The sequence below is a fragment of the Moorella glycerini genome (genome assembly GCF_009735625.1).
Classification (GTDB): domain Bacteria; phylum Bacillota; class DSM-521; order Neomoorellales; family Neomoorellaceae; genus Neomoorella; species Neomoorella glycerini.
The window spans coordinates 2,833,060-2,850,536 of record NZ_CP046244.1 but is presented as its reverse complement, the minus strand read 5'-3'; the positions used below and the strand labels follow the sequence as shown (position 1 = coordinate 2,850,536).

Sequence of the window (17,477 nt, the reverse complement as noted above, 5' to 3'; positions counted from 1 at the left end):
GGTGCTCCTTTTTTAATACCAGTTCCCCCTGAGGCCCAGGATTAACCCACCGGCCAGGGCAGCTATTACCGTTGCTCCAACCATGAGGTAAACAGCCTGCCAGATATGTTCCTTCCTCAAGCCCTGCCGGGCTTCACCGATCAAGGGGCGCTGGGAAGGTATCCCCTGGTAGTAATTGAGGCCTCCGAGCTGCACCCCCAGGGCACCGGCTACCGCTGCCTCCGGGAAACCACTGTTGGGGCTGGGGTGCCTGCGGGCATCGCGCAGCATAATCGTCCAGGCCCGCCAACCATAGCCCCACAGGGCGGCCGCCACGCATAAGGCTATTCCCGTTAGCCTGGCGGGAAGATAATTGGCCAGATCGTCCAGCCGGGCCGCCGCCCGGCCGAAAAAAAGGTAACGGTCGTTTTTGTAACCCAGCATGGAATCCAGGGTGTTAACGGCCCGGTAGGCCATGGCCAGGGGCACCCCGCCCAGGAAAAAATAGAAAAGGGGAGCAATAACGCCGTCGCTGGTATTCTCGGCTACAGTTTCTACCGTCGCCCGGACCACTTCTCCTTCCGAAAGGTTAGCTGTATCCCGGCCGACAATGTAACCCACCTGCTGCCTGGCCCGCAGCAAGTCACCTGCCGCCAGGGATTGACCAATCCCTAAGGCCGCTCCGGCCAGGCCCCGGGGGGCAATGGTTGTAGCCAGCAGCCACCCGGCCAGCAATACCTCCACCCAGTAATTAATCCGGCCGGCTACTGCCAGCAACCCCCAGGTGATGGTCCAGCTGGCCCCAACTATGCAAATGACTATCATACCACCCATTGCTAACAGGTAGCCCCGGGAAGCATTTGGCCGCCAGAAAAGTTTTTCCAGAGCACCAATACCCGCCCCCATGACCCGGGTCGGGTGCAGGAGCCAGGGCGGGTCCCCCACCGCCAGGTCCAGGAGCAAGGCCAGGACCAGCAAAAGGACGCTAGGCCCCAAGGCTGTCACCCGCCAGGGGGCGCTCCAGCCCCATAATCGCCGCCAGGCGTTTGAGATCTAAGTGCCTGGCTACCACCGTGGCCAGGGCATCAAAACGGCGCTCCTGGTCAGCGGTAAAGTCCAGGCCGCTCTCCCTGGCTGGCAGGCCGCGCCTGGCCCTTAAGGTGGCCAGTACCTGGTGGCGGAAGGGATCGTTATCCCAGATACCATGGATATACGTACCCCAGATAAGTCCATCAGGGCTTAGAGCCCCGTCGTCAATGTCGACCGGTTTATTCCCGCGCCGGGTAATTTTAAAGGCCGGCTGGCCTGCTACCAGGTAACTGGCCCCCATATGAATCTCGTACCCTTTTACTTCCAGGCCCTGCAGTGGCCCCAGGAAAGGGCCCGTACCTGTTACCTGTCCCTGTACCAGGTTGGTGGCCTTGGTTGGTTGAAATACCGTCCGCACCGGTAAGAGGCCCAGCCCGGCGATGCCGTCGTGGTCTGTCTCCACATGGCCGGGGTCGGCAATCTCCTGGCCCAGCATCTGGTAGCCGCCACAAATGCCCACCACCGGGGTCCCCCTGCCCACCAGGTCTTTGATGGCCTCCTCCAGGCCTCGTTGCCGCAGCCATAAAAGGTCGCCTATAGTATTTTTACTGCCCGGCAGGATGATGAGGTCCGGTTGTCCGAGGGCTTCTTTATCCTCTACATAGCGCAGGTTAACGCCGACTTCCCGTTCCAGGGCATCAAAATCGGTAAAGTTGGCAATACACGGGATTTTAATTACGGCTATTTCCACCTCACCGGCAGCCGTAGGCCGGCCAGCTGCCTGCTCCAGGACCACGGAATCTTCTTCCGGCAGGCCGTGGGCCAGGAAGGGTATAACCCCCAGAACCGGCTTGCCGGTTTTCCTTTCCAGAAAATCCAGGGCTGGTTGCAGCAAATCCAGGTCACCCCGGAATTTGTTAATAATCAAACCGGCTACCAGTTCCCTCTCGTCGGGGTCCAGGAGTTCCAGGGTCCCGACAATGGCCGCCAGGGCGCCGCCGCGGTCAATATCGGCCACCAGGAGCACCGGGGCCCCGGCCATTTTGGCTACCCGCATATTGGCTATTTCCCGGGCTTTAAGATTGACCTCGGCCGGGCTGCCGGCGCCTTCAATGACAATAACCTCAAATTCCCTGGCCAGGGTGGCGTAAGCCGCCTCTACATGTTGCCAGAGCTCCTGGTTAAAGTGACCATGATATTCCCTGGCCCCCAGGTTGCCTACCGGCCTTCCCAGGAGGATTACCTGGGAGCGGGCGTGGGCCGTGGGTTTAAGCAAGACCGGGTTCATTTCCACCCGCGGCTGCACCCCGGCAGCATATGCCTGTACCAGCTGGGCGCGCCCCATTTCGCCACCGTCCGGGGTAGCGCCGGAGTTAAGGGCCATGTTCTGGGATTTAAAGGGAGCAACCCGGTAACCGGCCCGGTAAAAAATCCGGCACAGGGCTGCCGCCAGGACACTCTTGCCGACATTGGAACTGGTTCCCTGGAGCATAATTGCCCTGGCCATTAATTGTCACCTTCCCCGTCCCAGGCCAGGTGCAGCAGGGCATTGACAGCAGCAACCGCCACTGTGCTCCCACCCCTGGTTCCCCGGACGGTAACAAAGGGTATACCGGCTGTTTCCAGGGCTGCTTTGGCTTCCGCCGCTCCCACAAAACCCACCGGAGTGCCGATTACGGCTGCCGGCGCTGCCCGGCCGGCGGCCATTAACTCCAGCAGGCGAAAAAGGGCCGTGGGGGCATTGCCTATGGCCACAAGGGCTCCCGCCATCCGGGGCGCCAGGTATTCCATGGCCACCATGGCCCTGGTCACCCCCCGGGCTGCAGCTGCGTCGATGACCTCTTTTTGCCGGATGGCACATATTACCCGGCCGCCGCCCCGGGCAAGCATCTGGCTGCTGATCCCCTGGCGCACCATTTCTATATCGGTGATAATATCCGCCCCCTGGCGCAGGGCTGTCGTTGCTACCTGGACCAGCCGGGGGTGGATGACTACCAGCCGGGCATAATCCAGGTCCCCGGTGGCATGGATGATCCTGGTTACAATGGCCCTTTCCCCGCGTCCCAGGCCCAAATCCCCCACCCGGGCAGCTATTATCTCCCGGCTATGGGCCTCAATGGCCCGGGGATCATGTATAAACGACACCGGGGGCCACCTCCTGGATACGTTCTACAATAACCTCGGCGATTCTACGGTCGGCACCGAGGTTGGTACCATAAATCAATTCAATGTCCGGAAAACGTTTCCTGGCTATCTCCAGTTGCTCGGGAATATCCCGCTGGACATGAAGGCCATTGCAGAAGAACATTGGTACGACAATAATTTTCTGCAGGCCTGCTTCGACCAGTATGGTTATCCCTTCCATCAGGTCCGGGTGGGTACGCATCATATAGCAGGGTTCTACCCGGATACCCCCCAGCAACTCCCTTACCTGGGCCGCCAGGAGCTTCAGGTGCTCATTGGCCTCCGGTATGCGGCTGCCATGGCCCAGCAAAATAATCCCTGTGCTCATTGTTGTCCCCCCCCCTCTTATCTCTCTAACGCTTCTCCCAGCAAAGGGATAATCTCCTCCAGCGGTAAACTATCAGGCTCCGGCGGGCGACGGAGGACGACAACCGTTAGCCCCAGGTCCAGGGCGGCCTGGATTTTATCGACCATCCCACCGGTGGTGCCGCTGTCCTTGGTTACAACTATATCGGCCTTAAACTGCCGGTAAAGGGCCCGGTTTAACTCATAACTGCAGGGACCCTGGATGGCCACAATATCCCCCGGCCAGATACCCAGCTGGCGGCACCTGGCCAGGGAAGCCTCCTCCGGGAGTACCCGGACAACGAGCCTTTTGCCGGCCAGGGCCGGCGCGGTAGTAAAGTATTCCAGGTGTCGCGTGCCGGTGGTTAGAAATATTACCTGTCCCCGGGAAGCCAGTTCCGCTGCTTCCTCAAAACTACCGGCCAGCAGCAGGTTCGGGTGGGAAGGCAATTTAACTTCCGGCCGGCGGTAACGGAAATAGGGCAACCCAAGGGCCTGGCAGGCCTGCCGGGCTGCACCGGTAATTGCGGTGGCGAAGGGATGGGTGGCATCAATAACTGCCCTGACGTCATGGTCCTTTAAAAAGGCCAGCAAGTCTTCTCCTCCCAGGGGCCCTTCCTGGACCGTATCGGCTCCGGCCTCCCTGGCCAGCCTGGCACCGTATGCCGTAACAGCGCTGGCTGCCACCCGGTAGCTTCCTGCCTTTAAAGTACCGATAACCTCCCTGGCGTCAGCCGTACCGGCCAGTACCAGGATCATAGCCGGTACCCCCGGGGTGTCACCAGGCGTCCATCCTGCACCCTGGTCTGGCTGTTGCCAATGATGACCGTGCTGACCATATCTACCGGTAGTTCCAGGAAAGTGGCCAGGTCGCGGACCCAGGCTTCTTCTCCCTCCCGGCCGGCGTTCCGTACCACCCCTACCGGGGTAGATGGCTGGCGGTACTGGAGGATAATATCCCGGGCGCGGTGGAGGTGATCGGGACGGCCGTGGCTGCGGGGGTTGTACAGGACCAGGACGAAATCGGCCGCTGCTGCGAACTCAAGGCGCCTGGCTATAACCTCCCAGGGGGTCAAACGGTCGCTCAAGCTGATGACGGCAAAGTCATGCATCAGGGGCGCTCCCAGGGTAGCTGCCGCGGCAGTGGCTGCCGTCACCCCAGGAATAATACTTACCGCTATTTCTTTTCCCCGGGGGTGTCCGGCCAGGATTTCCAGGATCAACCCGGCCATACCGTATACCCCGGGGTCGCCGCTGGAAATAACAGCCACGCGGGCCCCGGCGGCCGCCCGGGCGACGGCTTCCCGGCACCGGGCTACTTCCCCCGTCATGCCGGTAACCACTACTTCCCGCCCGGCCACCAGGGAAGCTATTAAATCAATATACGTGCGGTAACCGACGATTACTTCCGCCCGGGCCAGGGCCTGCCGGGCCCGGGGCGTCATTTCTTCCTCCCGGCCCGGCCCCAGGCCGATGACCATTATCTCCCCCTTGCCAGGGCTACAGTCACCCCCCGGTAACTCATTTTGGGCCATATTAATTCCCCCTCTCCTGCAGCCAGGATTGCCGCCGGCTCGCAAACGCCGGGGATGCCAATATGCCGGTTAACCTTTTCCGAACGCTTCAAATGGGGGTTACGTTCCATACAGGCCGCCAGCTGCCAGGGAGTAAAGGTAAGCAACTGGAGACCAAGGCGGCCGGCTGCCCTTTGCAGGCCCGGTTCCTCTCTCTTAAAATCAACGCTGGCCAGGGCTGCCAGGCTGCGGCGGCTGAGGCCCGCTTCCCGCAGGGCCAGGCCCAGGGCGTAGAGGATTGTCCCGGCAGGTACGCCGCGGCGGCAGCCGATACCGGCGCTAATCACCCGGGGCCGCCAGTAAACCCACCGGGGACCAGGCAGGAGCAAGCGCCTCCAGGTAACCATGATCCCCGCCCTGCCTTCCCCTCCTGCGGGGCAGGCCTCAAGGGGACGGGGCCTTAAGGCGGGTAGGGCCTCCTCCAGGGTCTGAAGTAAAGGCTTCTCTACCAGTAGCTCGACTGGCTCGCCGTTGACCAGGGCCGCCATTACTTTCGTAAAGCTGGCTGCCGGCCAGACACTCATGTTCAACTCCCGGGCCACCAGGTCCAGGGGTGGTAGCCCCTGCACTTCGCTGGCGGTAGTAATAACCGCCTGGCCACCCAGCAGCGAAGCTACTCTCCGGGCCAGTTCATTGGCCCCGCCCAGGTGGCCGGAGAGGAGGCTGATGGCGTATTTACCTCCCACGTCCACCACCACCACGGCCGGGTCTGCTTTTTTGGAAACAAGGTGGGGGCTCAAAGCCCGCACGGCAATACCGGCGGCCATGACCAGGATTAACCCCCGGTACTGGTGAAAAATCTGCCCCAGGAATGGCGATAAGGGCCCCGAATACGGCACTACTTTGAACGGGTCCCCTTCACCAGCCCCTGCCCGGGGGACCAGGCCGGCCGGGATAAAGATAGTAGTCCCCTCTGATAAAGAGTGGGCCAGTTGCAGGGCCGTCTGTAAACCCGGCCGGGTCAGGGTGACAATGGCTATTCCCTGTCCTTCAGTCATGGGGTGTCTTTGCCTCGCGGTAGCCGTGGCTGAAGGCCGGGTTGTACAGGCAGGAGCGCTGGTAGCTGCCGGCCAGGAAATCGCCAACCAGGAGCAGGGCCGTCCGGGCAATGCCCGCCTCCCTGGCCCTGGCGGCAATATCCCCCAGCGTACCATGGATAACCCTTTCTTCCGGCCAGGAGGCTTTATAGACTATGGCTGCCGGCGTATTTTCCCCATACCCCCGGGCCAGCTCGGCGGTTGCCGCCGCCAGGTCCTGGCTGCTAAGGAAAAGGCACAGGCTGGCGCGGTGGCGGCTCAAATCAGGCAGGCTTTCCCCTGCCGGTACCGGGGTCCGGCCGGCCCGCCGGGTGATAATTAATGTCTGGCTTATCCCCGGCAGGGTAAATTCCCTCCTTACGGCTGCCGCCGCCGCCGCAAAGGAGCTGACGCCGGGCACTATTTCATAAGGTATTCCCAGCCTTTCCAGGGCGTCCATCTGCTCCTGGATGGCCCCGTACAGGGAAGGATCGCCTGTATGGAGGCGGACCACCTTTTCGCCCCTGGCTACAGCCTCCTGCATGATGGCCAGGACCTCTTCCAGGGTGAGGGAAGCGCTGTTATACAGCTTTGCTCCCGGTGGCGCATACTTTAAAATTTCCGGGTTAACCAGGGAGCCGGCATAGATAATGACCCCGGCTTCTTCTAAAAGACGGCGCCCCTTGACGGTAATTAACTCCGGGTCTCCCGGTCCGGCCCCGACAAAGTAAACCTTCATGCCTGCCCCGCTCCTCCGAAATCACTAAGGCTTACAGTTCAGCCCATATTTCACTTTAGTGGAAATAATTAGTGTGCGTTATTGCTGTATAAACTTTACTCTGGCGGTATAGCTATACTAAAATGTGTCTTTTTACCATTGCATGCTTGCACCTAGCATTTATCTTTCCTTTGGCTTTTTTTAAAACTAGGCAACAGAAGGCTTTTCTTCTAGAGTTACTGTGTAACCTTGGGCTTCTATTTGCTTTACTAACCGCCTTATTCGGCGTTCTCGTTCTTCTTTGGTATAGTAGTTTGGTCCTGGATCCTGGTAATGGGCTTTATCTTTTAGGAGATGGTAGATAATTTTTATCAGACTATGGGCGATGGCTAGCAGGGCTTTTTTCTTGCCTAGTCGTGGCGCTAATCGACGATATTTCGCGGAGAGATAGCTGTCTTTTGTTCGTATTGCGGCCCAGGAACATTGGACTAATATTGCTCTTAAGTGTTGATTTCCTTTACGGGTTTTCCCACTCTTTCGTTTACCGGCACTTTCGTTGTTACCGGGACAGACCCCTGCCCATGAGGCTAAATGGTCAGCATCAGGAAAGGGGGTCATGTCGACGCCTATTTCGGCAATTATATCCTGGGCTGCTTCTTTTTTTATGCCGTTTACTTCAGCTAGTCTCCCCGCTTCTTCGAAAAAAGGCTCCATCCTTTTTTCGATTTCGGCATTTAGTTCTTCGATTTGTTGCTCTAAAAACTCCAGGTGCTCTAGTTGTTGTTTCAACAATAGCCGGGTATGTTCTTCTATTTTCCCCTCCAGGGCTTTTTCTAGTTCTGGTATCTTCTTGCGTAATTTCCCCCTGGCCATTTGCGCTAGTTCTTTTGGATCTTCGTTCCCGTTAAGCATCGCTTTTAGTATCTCTCGCCCTGATACGCCCATGATATCTGTGGCTACTGAACTTAATTTGATATTGCTGTTTTCTAGCTGCTTTTGGACCCTTTGCACCTCGCGGCTGTGTTCTGCTACCAAAGCCGCCCTATACCTGGTTAACTCCCTTAATTCCCTTATTTCTTTCGGCGGGATAAAGCTTCCTGCTAGCAGGCCATGCCTTAAAAGTTCGGCTAGCCACACCGCGTCTTTGCAGTCGGTTTTCTTCCCCTTTAAGGCTTTAAAGTGTTCGGGGTTGATCAATATTAATTCTGGTATTTGGCCTTCTAAAATGTTGTATATCGGTTTCCAATATACTCCGGTGCTTTCCATGGCTACGGCAGTAACTCCGTTTTCTAAAAGCCATCCCCGTAACCCTTCTAAGTCTTCGGTCATGGTGCCAAAGGTTCTTATTTCTTGTTTTAGTTGTTTTTCTCCTGGCGTGATCAGACACGCCACTACCTTTTTCTTGTGGACATCTAGCCCACAGCAGCGTTCATACACTACTTCCATTTCGTGGTTTCTTGCTTTCCCCTCTTTCTTTTTTATTTTTTATTTAACTACTGCCAAGAGACACCTCCATGGTCTAAGAATCTCCTCCACGTGCTCAGCCTTCCAAGGCGGGTACTTTACCTTGTTGAGGCCTGCTTTACAGTTCGTGGTTCCTAAAGGTGTCTGGATCAGACTCCTCCTCGGGCTCCTTGTCCGGCACCAGAGCGAAATCGATCCTTTTCATGGCAGTGTTTTAACTTATACTATCACCTATTTCATGTGTCGTGGAGGGGGCGCCAGCCCCCATGGGGGGCTCCTCCCAAAATAGCGTTCCTCCCAAAATAGCGTTCTGCTAAAAATGGTGCCTTCTGGTGGGGATATGTCCCTTCGCCGCTCAGGAGTTACGCGCCGACAGGACTACGGCTCGGTTCGGACCGTTGCTCGCCGCCTGCGGATTGCCAATGAAAAGGCTTCCTGCTCCGCTGGCCTGGATCCTTCTATGAGGTCACTCTGTATTCCTCGCCAGGGCACGCTCAGGCGTCCTCGGCGGCGGCAACGGTTACCTCACCTCGCCTGTCCTGTTACCGGCGCTCCACTATTCGCGGCTCCGGGACATATCCCCACCCATAATCGCCGCCGAAGCTTTTCTATCTCTTGTCTGTTAACAATCACCCTTGTTGGTGGTGCCTTTGACTATAATTAACGACAAATAATCCTGTTTCTTACCCTTTTCCGCTATAAGGTCACAACTGAAGCTCTCCCCTGGCTGGCCGCAGCGGCTGGCCAGGAACGATTGCTCGGCCACACCTTCCTCCTCCAGAACTGTAACGATGGCGTCATAATGGCGGGCGACTTTCATTAAGACTAGATTGGGGAAAAGGGAGAGGTATTCCTTTAAGTTAGTCGGGTCCTTGAGGGCCGGGATGATGGCCAGGGGTTCGTCCCCTACCGCCAGGGGTACATTCAAACTGGCAGCAGCCGCAGCAAAGGAAGTGATCCCGGGAACGGTAACAATCTTTAAATCCGGGTTGAGTTTTTGTAAGCGTTGCATTAAGTAACTATAGGTGCTGTAAAGGGAAGCATCCCCCAGAGTCAGGAAGGCGATATCCTGGCCTGCGGTAAGGTTTGCCAAAAGTTCTGCTGCCGCTGCATCCCAGCAACGTTCCAGGTAAGCCTGGTCATGGGTCATAGGCATGAAAAGATTTAGTATTTTCTGCTCAGGCCGAAGAAAGGGCCGGACCACCTGCAGGGCCAGGCTTTCCTCGCCCCGCTGGGAAACCGGTACCGCCAGGACTGGTACCTGTTCTAAAATGGCTTTAGCCTTCAGGGTTAACAGGTCCGGGTCCCCTGGTCCAACCCCCAGGCCATAGAAGGTTCCACTCACCAAAAGCCTCCACCCCTTATCCCACCATGCCATCATTTGATGGTATTCATTAATCAACCGCAATTATTAGCCCGGTATACTACTGTCCCTAAGGACAATCTTTCACCAGCTGCACTATATATACCGGATTAAGGGCGCGCCAGATGTGGTAACGGCCGGCCGGTTCCAGGCGGGCCAGGTTGGTTGCCAGGGCCTCTACCTGGTAACCCTGATGATAGCCGAAGGCCAGGGCCGTACTCAAGGTTTCGACGGTGATGGCATTGAGGACGATAATGCCTCCCGGCCGCAAAGCTTCATGGCAGGCCCTTAAAATCTCGTCTAAGTGCCCACCGCTACCCCCGATGAAAACCCGGTCCGGCGGCGGCAACCCCTCCAGGGCTGCCGGGGCCCTGCCGGCCACCACCTGGACATTATCCAGGCCAAAACGCTTTACATTCTCCCTGATCAGGGTACAGGCCTCCGGGTTTACCTCCACGGCCAGGACCTGTCCCGGAGCCACCAGCCTGGCCGCTTCAACGGCCAGGGTCCCGGTTCCAGAGCCAACATCATAAACGATCATACCCGGACCCAAACGGGCTTTGGCCAGGGTAAGGATGCGGACTTCCTCTTTCGTCAGGGGGACCTGGCTGCGGCTAAAGTAATGGTCAGGTATCCCCGGCGTGCTGTAGGGCCAGTTAATCCGGTTCATAACCGGCTATCACCACCCCGGGCCTGGTTAAGGGCTGCCGGGCCAGTTCGGCTGCCGTCAGCCAGATTGTTTGCTCCTGATCGCTACCCAGGTCGGTACCCACCCACAACTTTATCCTGGCGAGGCCGTGGTCGGCCAGGTATTTACCTATAGCTGCCGGTGTGTTAGCCCCGCCGGTCAACATGGCCAGCCTCGCTTTCCCGGCAGCCAGCCGGGGCAGGTATGGTTCCAGGATCTCCAGGGAGCGTCCATGGCAGCTCAGGAAAGTGGCATCTTCCCAGCCCTGCATCAGGCGAGCAAAGGCCAGCTGGACGGAACTGATACCGGGGATAACGTTAATTTTTTCTCCGGGAAACTGGCGCTTGAGCCACGAGAGGAGGCTGTAAAAGCCGGGGTCCCCTGATACCAGTATAGCCGCCGGGCGGCCGCGTATTTGTAACAGAAAGGAACGTAATCCTTCCAGGTCGCCAGTGATCACCCTTTTCTCGCACTCCAAATCTTGAAAAAGGCTCAAAGCCCGGGGGCCACCGATAAGTACTTCGGCCGCAGCCGCAGCCCGGCGGGCCGCCGGCGTCAGGTATTCCTGGTTGCCGGGTCCAACCCCGATGACGGTCAGCCACCGGCCTTCAGCTCCCATGACCCCACGCCTCCAGTATTTGCCGGGCCATCCCATCCCAGCCTATAATTTCTCCCTGCAGGTTTAGCATAACCGTGCCCACTGTGAGTTCTCCACGGACAAGGGCCTCCGACCGCTGGCTGGCCCGGGCCGCCAGGGAGTCCCAGAACTCCCTCCCCAGGCCATGGTTGCGGATAATTTCCTGGGCAGCCTCAACTGTAGTTACCTCTAAAAGCTGCTGGACTACTTCCCGGGATGCCCCCCGCGCCGCGGCCCAGGCGGCCAGAATTTCCTGGCGGGCATCGGCCAGGCGACTGTGGGTATAAAAGATACCTCCTGCCACCTTGATGAGCTTGCCGCCATGCCCCCACAGGAGCACCTGCTTCACCCCGCGCTCGGCGCAGGCCTCCAGCATGTAGCCAATAAAGTTGCTGGTTAAAACAATGGCCGTAGCCGGTAGATGATAGCGTTCCTCGGCCTGGCGTTGCCCCAGGCGGCCGGGGGTCAGGATGAGGGTTTCCCAGCCGGCAGCCAGGGCGACATCAATCTGGGGTACCAGGGAGGTACGGTAGGCCTCTTCGGACATGGGTTCGACAATGCCGGTAGTGCCCAGGATAGAAAGACCGCCCTCAATCCCCAGGCGGGGGTTGAGGGTCCGCCGGGCCAGTTCTTCGCCACCGGGGATGCTGATCTCCAGTTCCAGGCCCTGGCCGGGCGGGGTTACATCGGCTACTGCCGCGGTAATCATTTGCCTGGGAACAGGGTTAATGGCCGGTTCCCCTGGAGGTATGGCCAGGCCGGGGCGGGTTACTGTCCCGACGCCGGCCCCGCCGCGTAAAGTCAATCCCCCGCCAGTTTTCCGGGCGCGGACATGGATGGCAGCCCCGTGGGTAACGTCAGGGTCATCACCGGCGTCTTTAAACACCACGGCTTCGGCCCAGTCCGGGCCATGATGGACAGTAACCGGTAGAGTGACCTTTTCTCCCCGGGGCAGGGTAAGGGTAACCTCCCGCACCAGCTGCTTCTGCCATAAAGCCAGGGCCGCCGCCCTGGCTGCTGCTGCCGCGCAGGTACCTGTGGTATAGCCCCGCCGTAATTCCTTCTGCAACGATTTTTCCTCCAGGCAGCGTTTATCTCTTTAGTTTCCTGTGGATTTCCGGGGAAATTCCTCCCCGGCAGCAGCGTCCCTTTTATTATCCTTTAAAACCAGGGGCAGCCCCGCCACCACCAGGTAGACCCGGTCGGCCCGGCTGGCTATCTCCTGGTTGGCCAGGCCCAGGAGGTCCCGGAAAACCCGGCCCAGGGGATAGGGAGGAATGAGTCCCATTCCCACTTCTTCAGTAACAATAATTACCCGCGCCGGTACCTGCCAGGCTACGACCGCCAGTTCCCTGACTTTAACCATGATGGCTTCTATAGCCGCTATATTTTTTTCCCAGCTATCTTCTGCTTCAATTGTTTCCTGGCTCAAAAGGTTGCTAATCCACATGCCCAGACTATCAAGGATGATGGTACCGGCACGCTGGCCTTCCCTGGCTACGGCTTCCGTTACGGCCAGGGGAACTTCTACCGTCTGCCAGCCGGCCGGCCTCCGGCGCCGGTGCATGTCCACCCGGGCAGCCATTTCTGCATCGCCCACGGTAGCCGTGGCCAGGTAGACTACCTTTGCGCCCCCGGCAGCAGCCAGCTCTTCGGCCAGGCGGCTTTTGCCACTCCTGGCACCCCCGGTTACCATGATTAACGAGCCGTATCCCAAGGTATGGCCTCCTAAATCCTAAAATAAAAACTCCAGCCCCCCACGAAGTAGCTGGAGTTACATAACCTAACTTGCGGCCCCTTAACGCGAGGGTGAAATGAACAGGCAGGTTTCCTGGCTCCGGCTCCTTGCCTGGCTTCGCCTTCCCGGTATAATACCAGTGGCCTTGAAGCAGGCTCCCCGGTTACAGTGGCGCGACCGCTCAGGATTTACACCTGATTCCCTTTTAACCTGTCAGGCACCTGTTCCCTATTAAGTTAATTATAGTATAAATCGTCCCCTCCTATCAGTCAAGCCCTGGGCAACGATAGACCCTGGAGCTTATTGGTGAGCAAAACCAGCTCTTTATTCTTTTCCCAGATGGCCCGGGCGTAGCGCCGGTTGCGGAGCTGGATCTGTTCCTTTTCCTGGCGCAGGCGATTTACCAGTTCCCACTTTTCGGCTTCGCTTTTTTCCACCAGGCGCATCAGGACACGCCGGCTGACCCTTAATTGTTCCACCTTGCTTTCCAGCTCTTGAATGCGCCGGTAAAGGGCACCTGCATCATTGCCAGCCAACGGCCCCACCCCCCTCATTATTAGTTTGCTAAAATATATGCCCGGAAGTCAAACCTTAGTCGCTTGAGCTTTAATCTTTTCGGCCCGCCTCTGTAATTGCTCCAGTTCGATTGTGCCCACCTGGCAGGCTCCCAGGTCGGCATGGCTGCTATCAACTATGCCGTGGAAATCCGACCCGCCGGTTACTACCAGGTTATACCGTGATGCCAGTTCCAGGTAACGCCCGGTGGCAGCGGCATCGTGGTGGGGATAGTAAGCTTCAATACCCTGCAAGCCGCTGCCCACCAGGGCAGGAATAAGACCATCGGCCCGGCTTATGCCCGGGTGGGCCAAAACCGGAACCCCTCTAGCCTTTAATATTACCTCCACAGCCCGGGCAGGTGAGACTTTGGCCCGCGGGACATAAGCAGGCCGGCCCCGCTCCAGCAAAGTTCGGAAGGCAAACTCCACCGATGGTACATAACCCTTGCGAACTAGAACGGCCGCAATATGGGGACGGCCCATGGCCTCGCCCCGCACTTCCTGCTCTACCTCACCCATGCTAATATCATAACCCAGCTCTTTAAGCCGGCCTACCATCCTGGCCGTACGCCGGTAACGCGCCTGGCGCATTGTTTCCAGGAAAGCCAGCAAACTTTCCTTTTGCCAGTCGATATAATAACCCAGGATATGGATCTCCCCTTCTTCCCATTCGGTGCTCAGTTCGACCCCGGCAATTACCTTAACGCCATAACTGTTTCCGGCAGCCAGTGCCTCTGCCAGGCCGGCTACCGTATCATGGTCGGTAACACCCAGGGCCGTTAACCCTTTTGTCTTCGCCAGGCTGATTAGTTCAGTGGGTGACAGCCGGCCGTCGGAGGCCGTAGTATGGGTATGTAAATCAGCTGCCATCTTTACCCGGCTCCAATCTTTTGCTAGTTATTGTAACACAAAAGCCTGCCCTCCTTACCGGTAAGCAGGCTTTTTTAGCGTTGTTTGATGGTTAACTTATGCCGGCCCATAGTGTTGCAACCGCTGGATAGCGGTTGCCCGGCCGGTACCGGGATCAATATCTATCAGGACAGCTTCCAACTGAATAATTCCACCAGCTACTTCAAAACGCACCGGCAACTGGGTAAGAAATTTTTTAACGATAAGCTCTGTCTTCACCCCCAGGACAGAATCCCTGGGGCCGGTCATGCCTACATCGGTAATATAGGCCGTCCCCTGGGGCAGGACCCGGGCATCAGCCGTCTGGATATGGGTATGGGTCCCGATGACGGCACTTACCAGGCCGTCCAGGTACCAGCCCAGGGCAACCTTTTCCGAAGTTGCTTCAGCATGGAAGTCTACTAAAATGATGCGGGTTAGCGCACCGATTTCTTCAGCCAGGCGGCGTCCCAGGCGAAAAGGACACTCCAGGGGTGCTAGAAACACCCGCCCCGATAAATTAATAATTCCTACCTGCAGGTTTTCCTTAGCCTTTACCAGGGTATAGCCCCGGCCGGGGGTACCGGCAGGATAATTGGCCGGCCGGACAATGCGCTCATCCTCCTCCAGGAGGGTCATAGCTTCACGCTTATCCCAGACATGGTTGCCCATGGTTAAGATATCAATGCCACCGGCAAAAAGTTCACCAGCAATATCTGGGGTAATACCATTGCCGCCGGCAGCATTTTCGCCGTTTGCCACCACCAGATCCGGCCGGTGTTCCTGGAGCAAAGGTGGCAGGAGTTCCCGGACGGCTTTACGGCCCGGCCGCCCTACCACATCGCCGATCATTAAAACCCGCAAAAATAAAGCTCCCCTCAATTTGCCTTAAATATTATTATTGCCCCGCGTCTATTTATTAAACACCATGACCCGGCCTTCTTCCCGGAAGGCAATTAGCTGGCGCTCCGGGACGGTACCCCGGACACTTTCCAGCATACGGTCAATTAACTCTTCCTGGATCATAAGCTCTTCTTCCATGATATTATCATTGTTCTCCGCTACCAGGCTGGCGCCAAATTCCTCCCGGACCAGAGCGATAATGAGGTCAATTTCATCCCGGGAGAGGGTAATTACATCCCGTTGTACCTCCAGGGCCATTAACTGGTCATAGGGTGTATATTTCAGATTGATAACCTTCGGTTCCCGGTCTTCCAGGTAGTTATATACTTCCAGGGACTTGCGGAATTTCTTTTCGAACTGCTGGATGGCCTCCCCGGCCAGAGGTTGGGCCATCATAAAGGTAAAGCGTAAAACCTGGTCTTTGGGTTCATAGTTAATGGTACCTACTTCTGGATAACGTACCAGGATGGAAATAAGAAGACCAATACTGTCAGATACTTCGCCGCCATGTTTGTACTTCAGGCTCAAGGTAAACACCTGCCCCGTACTTTATGTATAAGATGTTACCACCAAATAAGACACTACTTCTGCACCCAAAAGCAAATTCCTGCTTGCCTTGTCCGCCTTTAATGATGAAAATTTAATGGCAGGGATGGAAAAACTTTTACCCTCCCTGCCATAAAATTATTTGGCATAATCAACAGCGCGGGTTTCGCGGATGACCACCACTTTAATCTGGCCCGGGTATTCCATCTCCTTTTCAATCTTTTTGACGATCTCTCTGGCCAGGTGGACGGCCATGGCGTCATCGATCTTGTCGGGCTTAACTAAAATCCGGATCTCCCGGCCGGCCTGGATGGCATAGGATTTTTCTACGCCGGCAAAGGAATCGGCAATCTCTTCCAGTTTCTCGAGGCGTTTAATATAGGCCTCCAGGGTTTCCCGCCGGGCTCCCGGCCGGGCTGCCGAAATGGCATCGGCGGCCTGGACCAGGCCGGCTTCAATGCTGCGCGGTTCCACATCGCCATGGTGGGCTTCAATGGCATGAATTACCTCCGGGGATTCCCGGTATTTTTTAGCCAGTTCAACCCCCAGGGTGACATGGGGTCCCTCAACTTCAAAATCAACGGCTTTACCAATGTCATGGAGCAACCCGGCCCGCTTGGCCAGCTGGACATCGGCCCCCAGTTCGGCAGCCATGGCCCCCGCCAGGAAAGCTACTTCCAGGGAGTGTTTAAGGACATTCTGGCCGTAGCTGGTGCGGTATTTAAGTTTACCCAGCAGGCGCACCAGCTCTGGATGCAGGCCATGAATGCCGGCTTCGAAGGTAGCTCGCTCCCCTTCTTCCCGGATCTTTTGCTCCAGTTCCCGCCGGGACTTTTCTACCATTTCTTCAATCCGGGCCGGGTGGATGCGCCCATCGATAATTAATTTTTCCAGGGCAATCCGGGCCACCTCCCGGCGAATAGGGTCGAAGCTGGAGAGAATAACGGCTTCCGGTGTGTCATCAATGATGAGATCGACACCCGTCAGGGTTTCCAGGGCGCGAATGTTACGGCCCTCGCGGCCGATAATGCGCCCCTTCATCTCATCGCTGGGTAGATTCACCACCGATACCGTGGCCTCGGCTACATAATCAGCAACACAGTGCTGGATAGCATGGGTAATAATTTCCCGGGCCTTTTTATCTGCTTCTTCTTTGGCTTCCGTTTCAATTTGTTTAATCATCATGGCTGCTTCATGCCTTACTTCTTCCTCAACACTCTGCAGCAGGATGGCCCTGGCCTCTTCGATCGTCAAACCGGAAATGCGTTCCAGTTCGCTGACCTGCCGGCGGCGCAGCTCTTCCAATTCTTCCCTCAGTTTCTGGGCAGCTTCTTCCTGCCGGTGAAGGCTAGCCTCTTTGCGTTCGAGGGCTTCGGTCTTGCGGTCCAGGGCCTCTTCCTTCTGCATCAGGCGCCGCTCGAAACGCTGGAGTTCATTGCGCCGTTCCCGGCTTTCCCGCTCTATTTCATTACGGATGCGGTGGGCTTCTTCCTTGGCTTCCAGGACCGCTTCCCTCTTTTTAGCCTCGGCTTCTTTTTTTGCTTCTTCGATAATGGTGGCTGCAGCCTTCTCGGCCGAAACAATTTTGGCCTCGGCCAGGTACTTGCGGATGGCATAACCGCCAGCTGCACCCACCAGGAAAGCTATCAGGGCATAAAGGATATACAGGATTGTTCTTCACCTCCCCTTCATAAAATAAAGCCGAGTCGAAACTCGGCTTGAAGTTAGGCACACCAACCACATATCCCCTTCTTTGGTTCAAAACCAGGACTTACATACGCCTGTTGGGGACCCAAAAATACAGCCCTGCTATCTATTTTCAGGTCAGAAGAGTTATATTCCATCCAG

At 57.0% G+C, this 17,477-nt stretch carries 19 protein-coding genes and 1 riboswitch; all 19 genes read right to left on the bottom strand.

Annotated elements, in window-relative coordinates; translation table 11 throughout:
- Positions 1-12: 12 nt before the first annotated feature.
- The 19 genes from cbiB to rny all read right to left on the bottom strand — a co-directional run bounded on the left by cbiB (position 13) and on the right by rny (position 17,264).
- Entirely contained in the window at positions 13-984 is a 972-nt protein-coding gene (gene cbiB / locus MGLY_RS14265; protein WP_422880096.1) for an adenosylcobinamide-phosphate synthase CbiB, read from the bottom strand.
- The gene (locus MGLY_RS14260) at positions 965-2,515 is read right to left on the bottom strand and encodes a cobyric acid synthase (protein WP_156274884.1); all 1,551 of its coding nucleotides are present in this window, start codon (positions 2,513-2,515) and stop codon (positions 965-967) included. Before MGLY_RS14260 ends, cbiB begins: the two co-directional genes overlap by 20 nt.
- Positions 2,515-3,153 carry a precorrin-8X methylmutase gene (locus MGLY_RS14255; RefSeq protein ID WP_156274882.1) on the bottom strand — a complete coding sequence of 213 codons (639 nt, stop codon included), beginning with the start codon at positions 3,151-3,153 and terminating at the stop codon, positions 2,515-2,517. The genes MGLY_RS14260 and MGLY_RS14255 overlap by 1 nt, the downstream gene beginning before the upstream one ends.
- Complete coding sequence (locus MGLY_RS14250; RefSeq protein WP_156274880.1) at positions 3,137-3,520, bottom strand: sirohydrochlorin chelatase; 384 nt, start codon at positions 3,518-3,520, stop codon at positions 3,137-3,139. Before MGLY_RS14250 ends, MGLY_RS14255 begins: the two co-directional genes overlap by 17 nt.
- Before the next feature lie 17 nt (positions 3,521-3,537).
- Complete coding sequence (gene cobK, locus MGLY_RS14245) at positions 3,538-4,296, bottom strand: precorrin-6A reductase (RefSeq protein WP_156274878.1); 759 nt, start codon at positions 4,294-4,296, stop codon at positions 3,538-3,540.
- Positions 4,293-5,018, bottom strand: a complete 726-nt coding sequence (gene cobJ, locus MGLY_RS14240; protein WP_156276494.1) for a precorrin-3B C(17)-methyltransferase — start codon at positions 5,016-5,018, stop codon at positions 4,293-4,295. The genes cobK and cobJ overlap by 4 nt, the downstream gene beginning before the upstream one ends.
- A complete protein-coding gene (locus MGLY_RS14235; protein WP_156274876.1) occupies positions 5,018-6,109 on the bottom strand; it encodes a cobalt-precorrin 5A hydrolase in 1,092 nt (363 codons plus the stop codon). Before MGLY_RS14235 ends, cobJ begins: the two co-directional genes overlap by 1 nt.
- The gene (gene cobM / locus MGLY_RS14230; protein WP_156274874.1) at positions 6,102-6,866 is read right to left on the bottom strand and encodes a precorrin-4 C(11)-methyltransferase; all 765 of its coding nucleotides are present in this window, start codon (positions 6,864-6,866) and stop codon (positions 6,102-6,104) included. Before cobM ends, MGLY_RS14235 begins: the two co-directional genes overlap by 8 nt.
- 186 nt (positions 6,867-7,052) lie before the next feature.
- Positions 7,053-8,291: an IS110 family RNA-guided transposase gene (locus tag MGLY_RS14225; protein ID WP_156271235.1), complete on the bottom strand. Its 1,239-nt coding sequence runs from the start codon at positions 8,289-8,291 to the stop codon at positions 7,053-7,055.
- 640 nt (positions 8,292-8,931) lie between these two features.
- Positions 8,932-9,654, bottom strand: a complete 723-nt coding sequence (gene cobI / locus MGLY_RS14220; RefSeq protein ID WP_156274872.1) for a precorrin-2 C(20)-methyltransferase — start codon at positions 9,652-9,654, stop codon at positions 8,932-8,934.
- A gap of 88 nt (positions 9,655-9,742) precedes the next feature.
- A complete protein-coding gene (cbiT, locus tag MGLY_RS14215) occupies positions 9,743-10,342 on the bottom strand; it encodes a precorrin-6Y C5,15-methyltransferase (decarboxylating) subunit CbiT (protein WP_156274870.1) in 600 nt (199 codons plus the stop codon).
- Positions 10,329-10,979 (bottom strand): precorrin-6y C5,15-methyltransferase (decarboxylating) subunit CbiE, encoded by a 651-nt coding sequence (gene cbiE / locus MGLY_RS14210; protein WP_156274868.1) that lies wholly within the window; start codon positions 10,977-10,979, stop codon positions 10,329-10,331. The genes cbiT and cbiE overlap by 14 nt, the downstream gene beginning before the upstream one ends.
- Positions 10,969-12,066 carry a cobalt-precorrin-5B (C(1))-methyltransferase CbiD gene (gene cbiD / locus MGLY_RS14205; RefSeq protein WP_156274866.1) on the bottom strand — a complete coding sequence of 366 codons (1,098 nt, stop codon included), beginning with the start codon at positions 12,064-12,066 and terminating at the stop codon, positions 10,969-10,971. The genes cbiE and cbiD overlap by 11 nt, the downstream gene beginning before the upstream one ends.
- Before the next feature lie 30 nt (positions 12,067-12,096).
- Entirely contained in the window at positions 12,097-12,714 is a 618-nt protein-coding gene (gene cobU, locus MGLY_RS14200; protein ID WP_156274864.1) for a bifunctional adenosylcobinamide kinase/adenosylcobinamide-phosphate guanylyltransferase, read from the bottom strand.
- 87 nt (positions 12,715-12,801) lie between these two features.
- Positions 12,802-12,975: riboswitch (cobalamin riboswitch) on the bottom strand.
- Positions 12,976-13,004: 29 nt separating this feature from the next.
- Complete coding sequence (locus tag MGLY_RS14195) at positions 13,005-13,271, bottom strand: translation initiation factor 2 (RefSeq protein WP_156274862.1); 267 nt, start codon at positions 13,269-13,271, stop codon at positions 13,005-13,007.
- Between the two features lie 48 nt (positions 13,272-13,319).
- Positions 13,320-14,162, bottom strand: coding sequence for a PHP domain-containing protein (locus MGLY_RS14190; protein WP_156274860.1), 843 nt, complete (start codon positions 14,160-14,162; stop codon positions 13,320-13,322).
- A 96-nt stretch (positions 14,163-14,258) separates the two neighbouring features.
- Positions 14,259-15,044, bottom strand: a complete 786-nt coding sequence (locus tag MGLY_RS14185) for a TIGR00282 family metallophosphoesterase (RefSeq protein ID WP_156274858.1) — start codon at positions 15,042-15,044, stop codon at positions 14,259-14,261.
- Positions 15,045-15,092: 48 nt separating this feature from the next.
- Positions 15,093-15,620, bottom strand: a complete 528-nt coding sequence (locus MGLY_RS14180; RefSeq protein ID WP_236713111.1) for a hypothetical protein — start codon at positions 15,618-15,620, stop codon at positions 15,093-15,095.
- Between the two features lie 147 nt (positions 15,621-15,767).
- Complete coding sequence (gene rny / locus MGLY_RS14175; protein ID WP_422880095.1) at positions 15,768-17,264, bottom strand: ribonuclease Y; 1,497 nt, start codon at positions 17,262-17,264, stop codon at positions 15,768-15,770.
- Positions 17,265-17,477 lie beyond the last annotated feature (213 nt).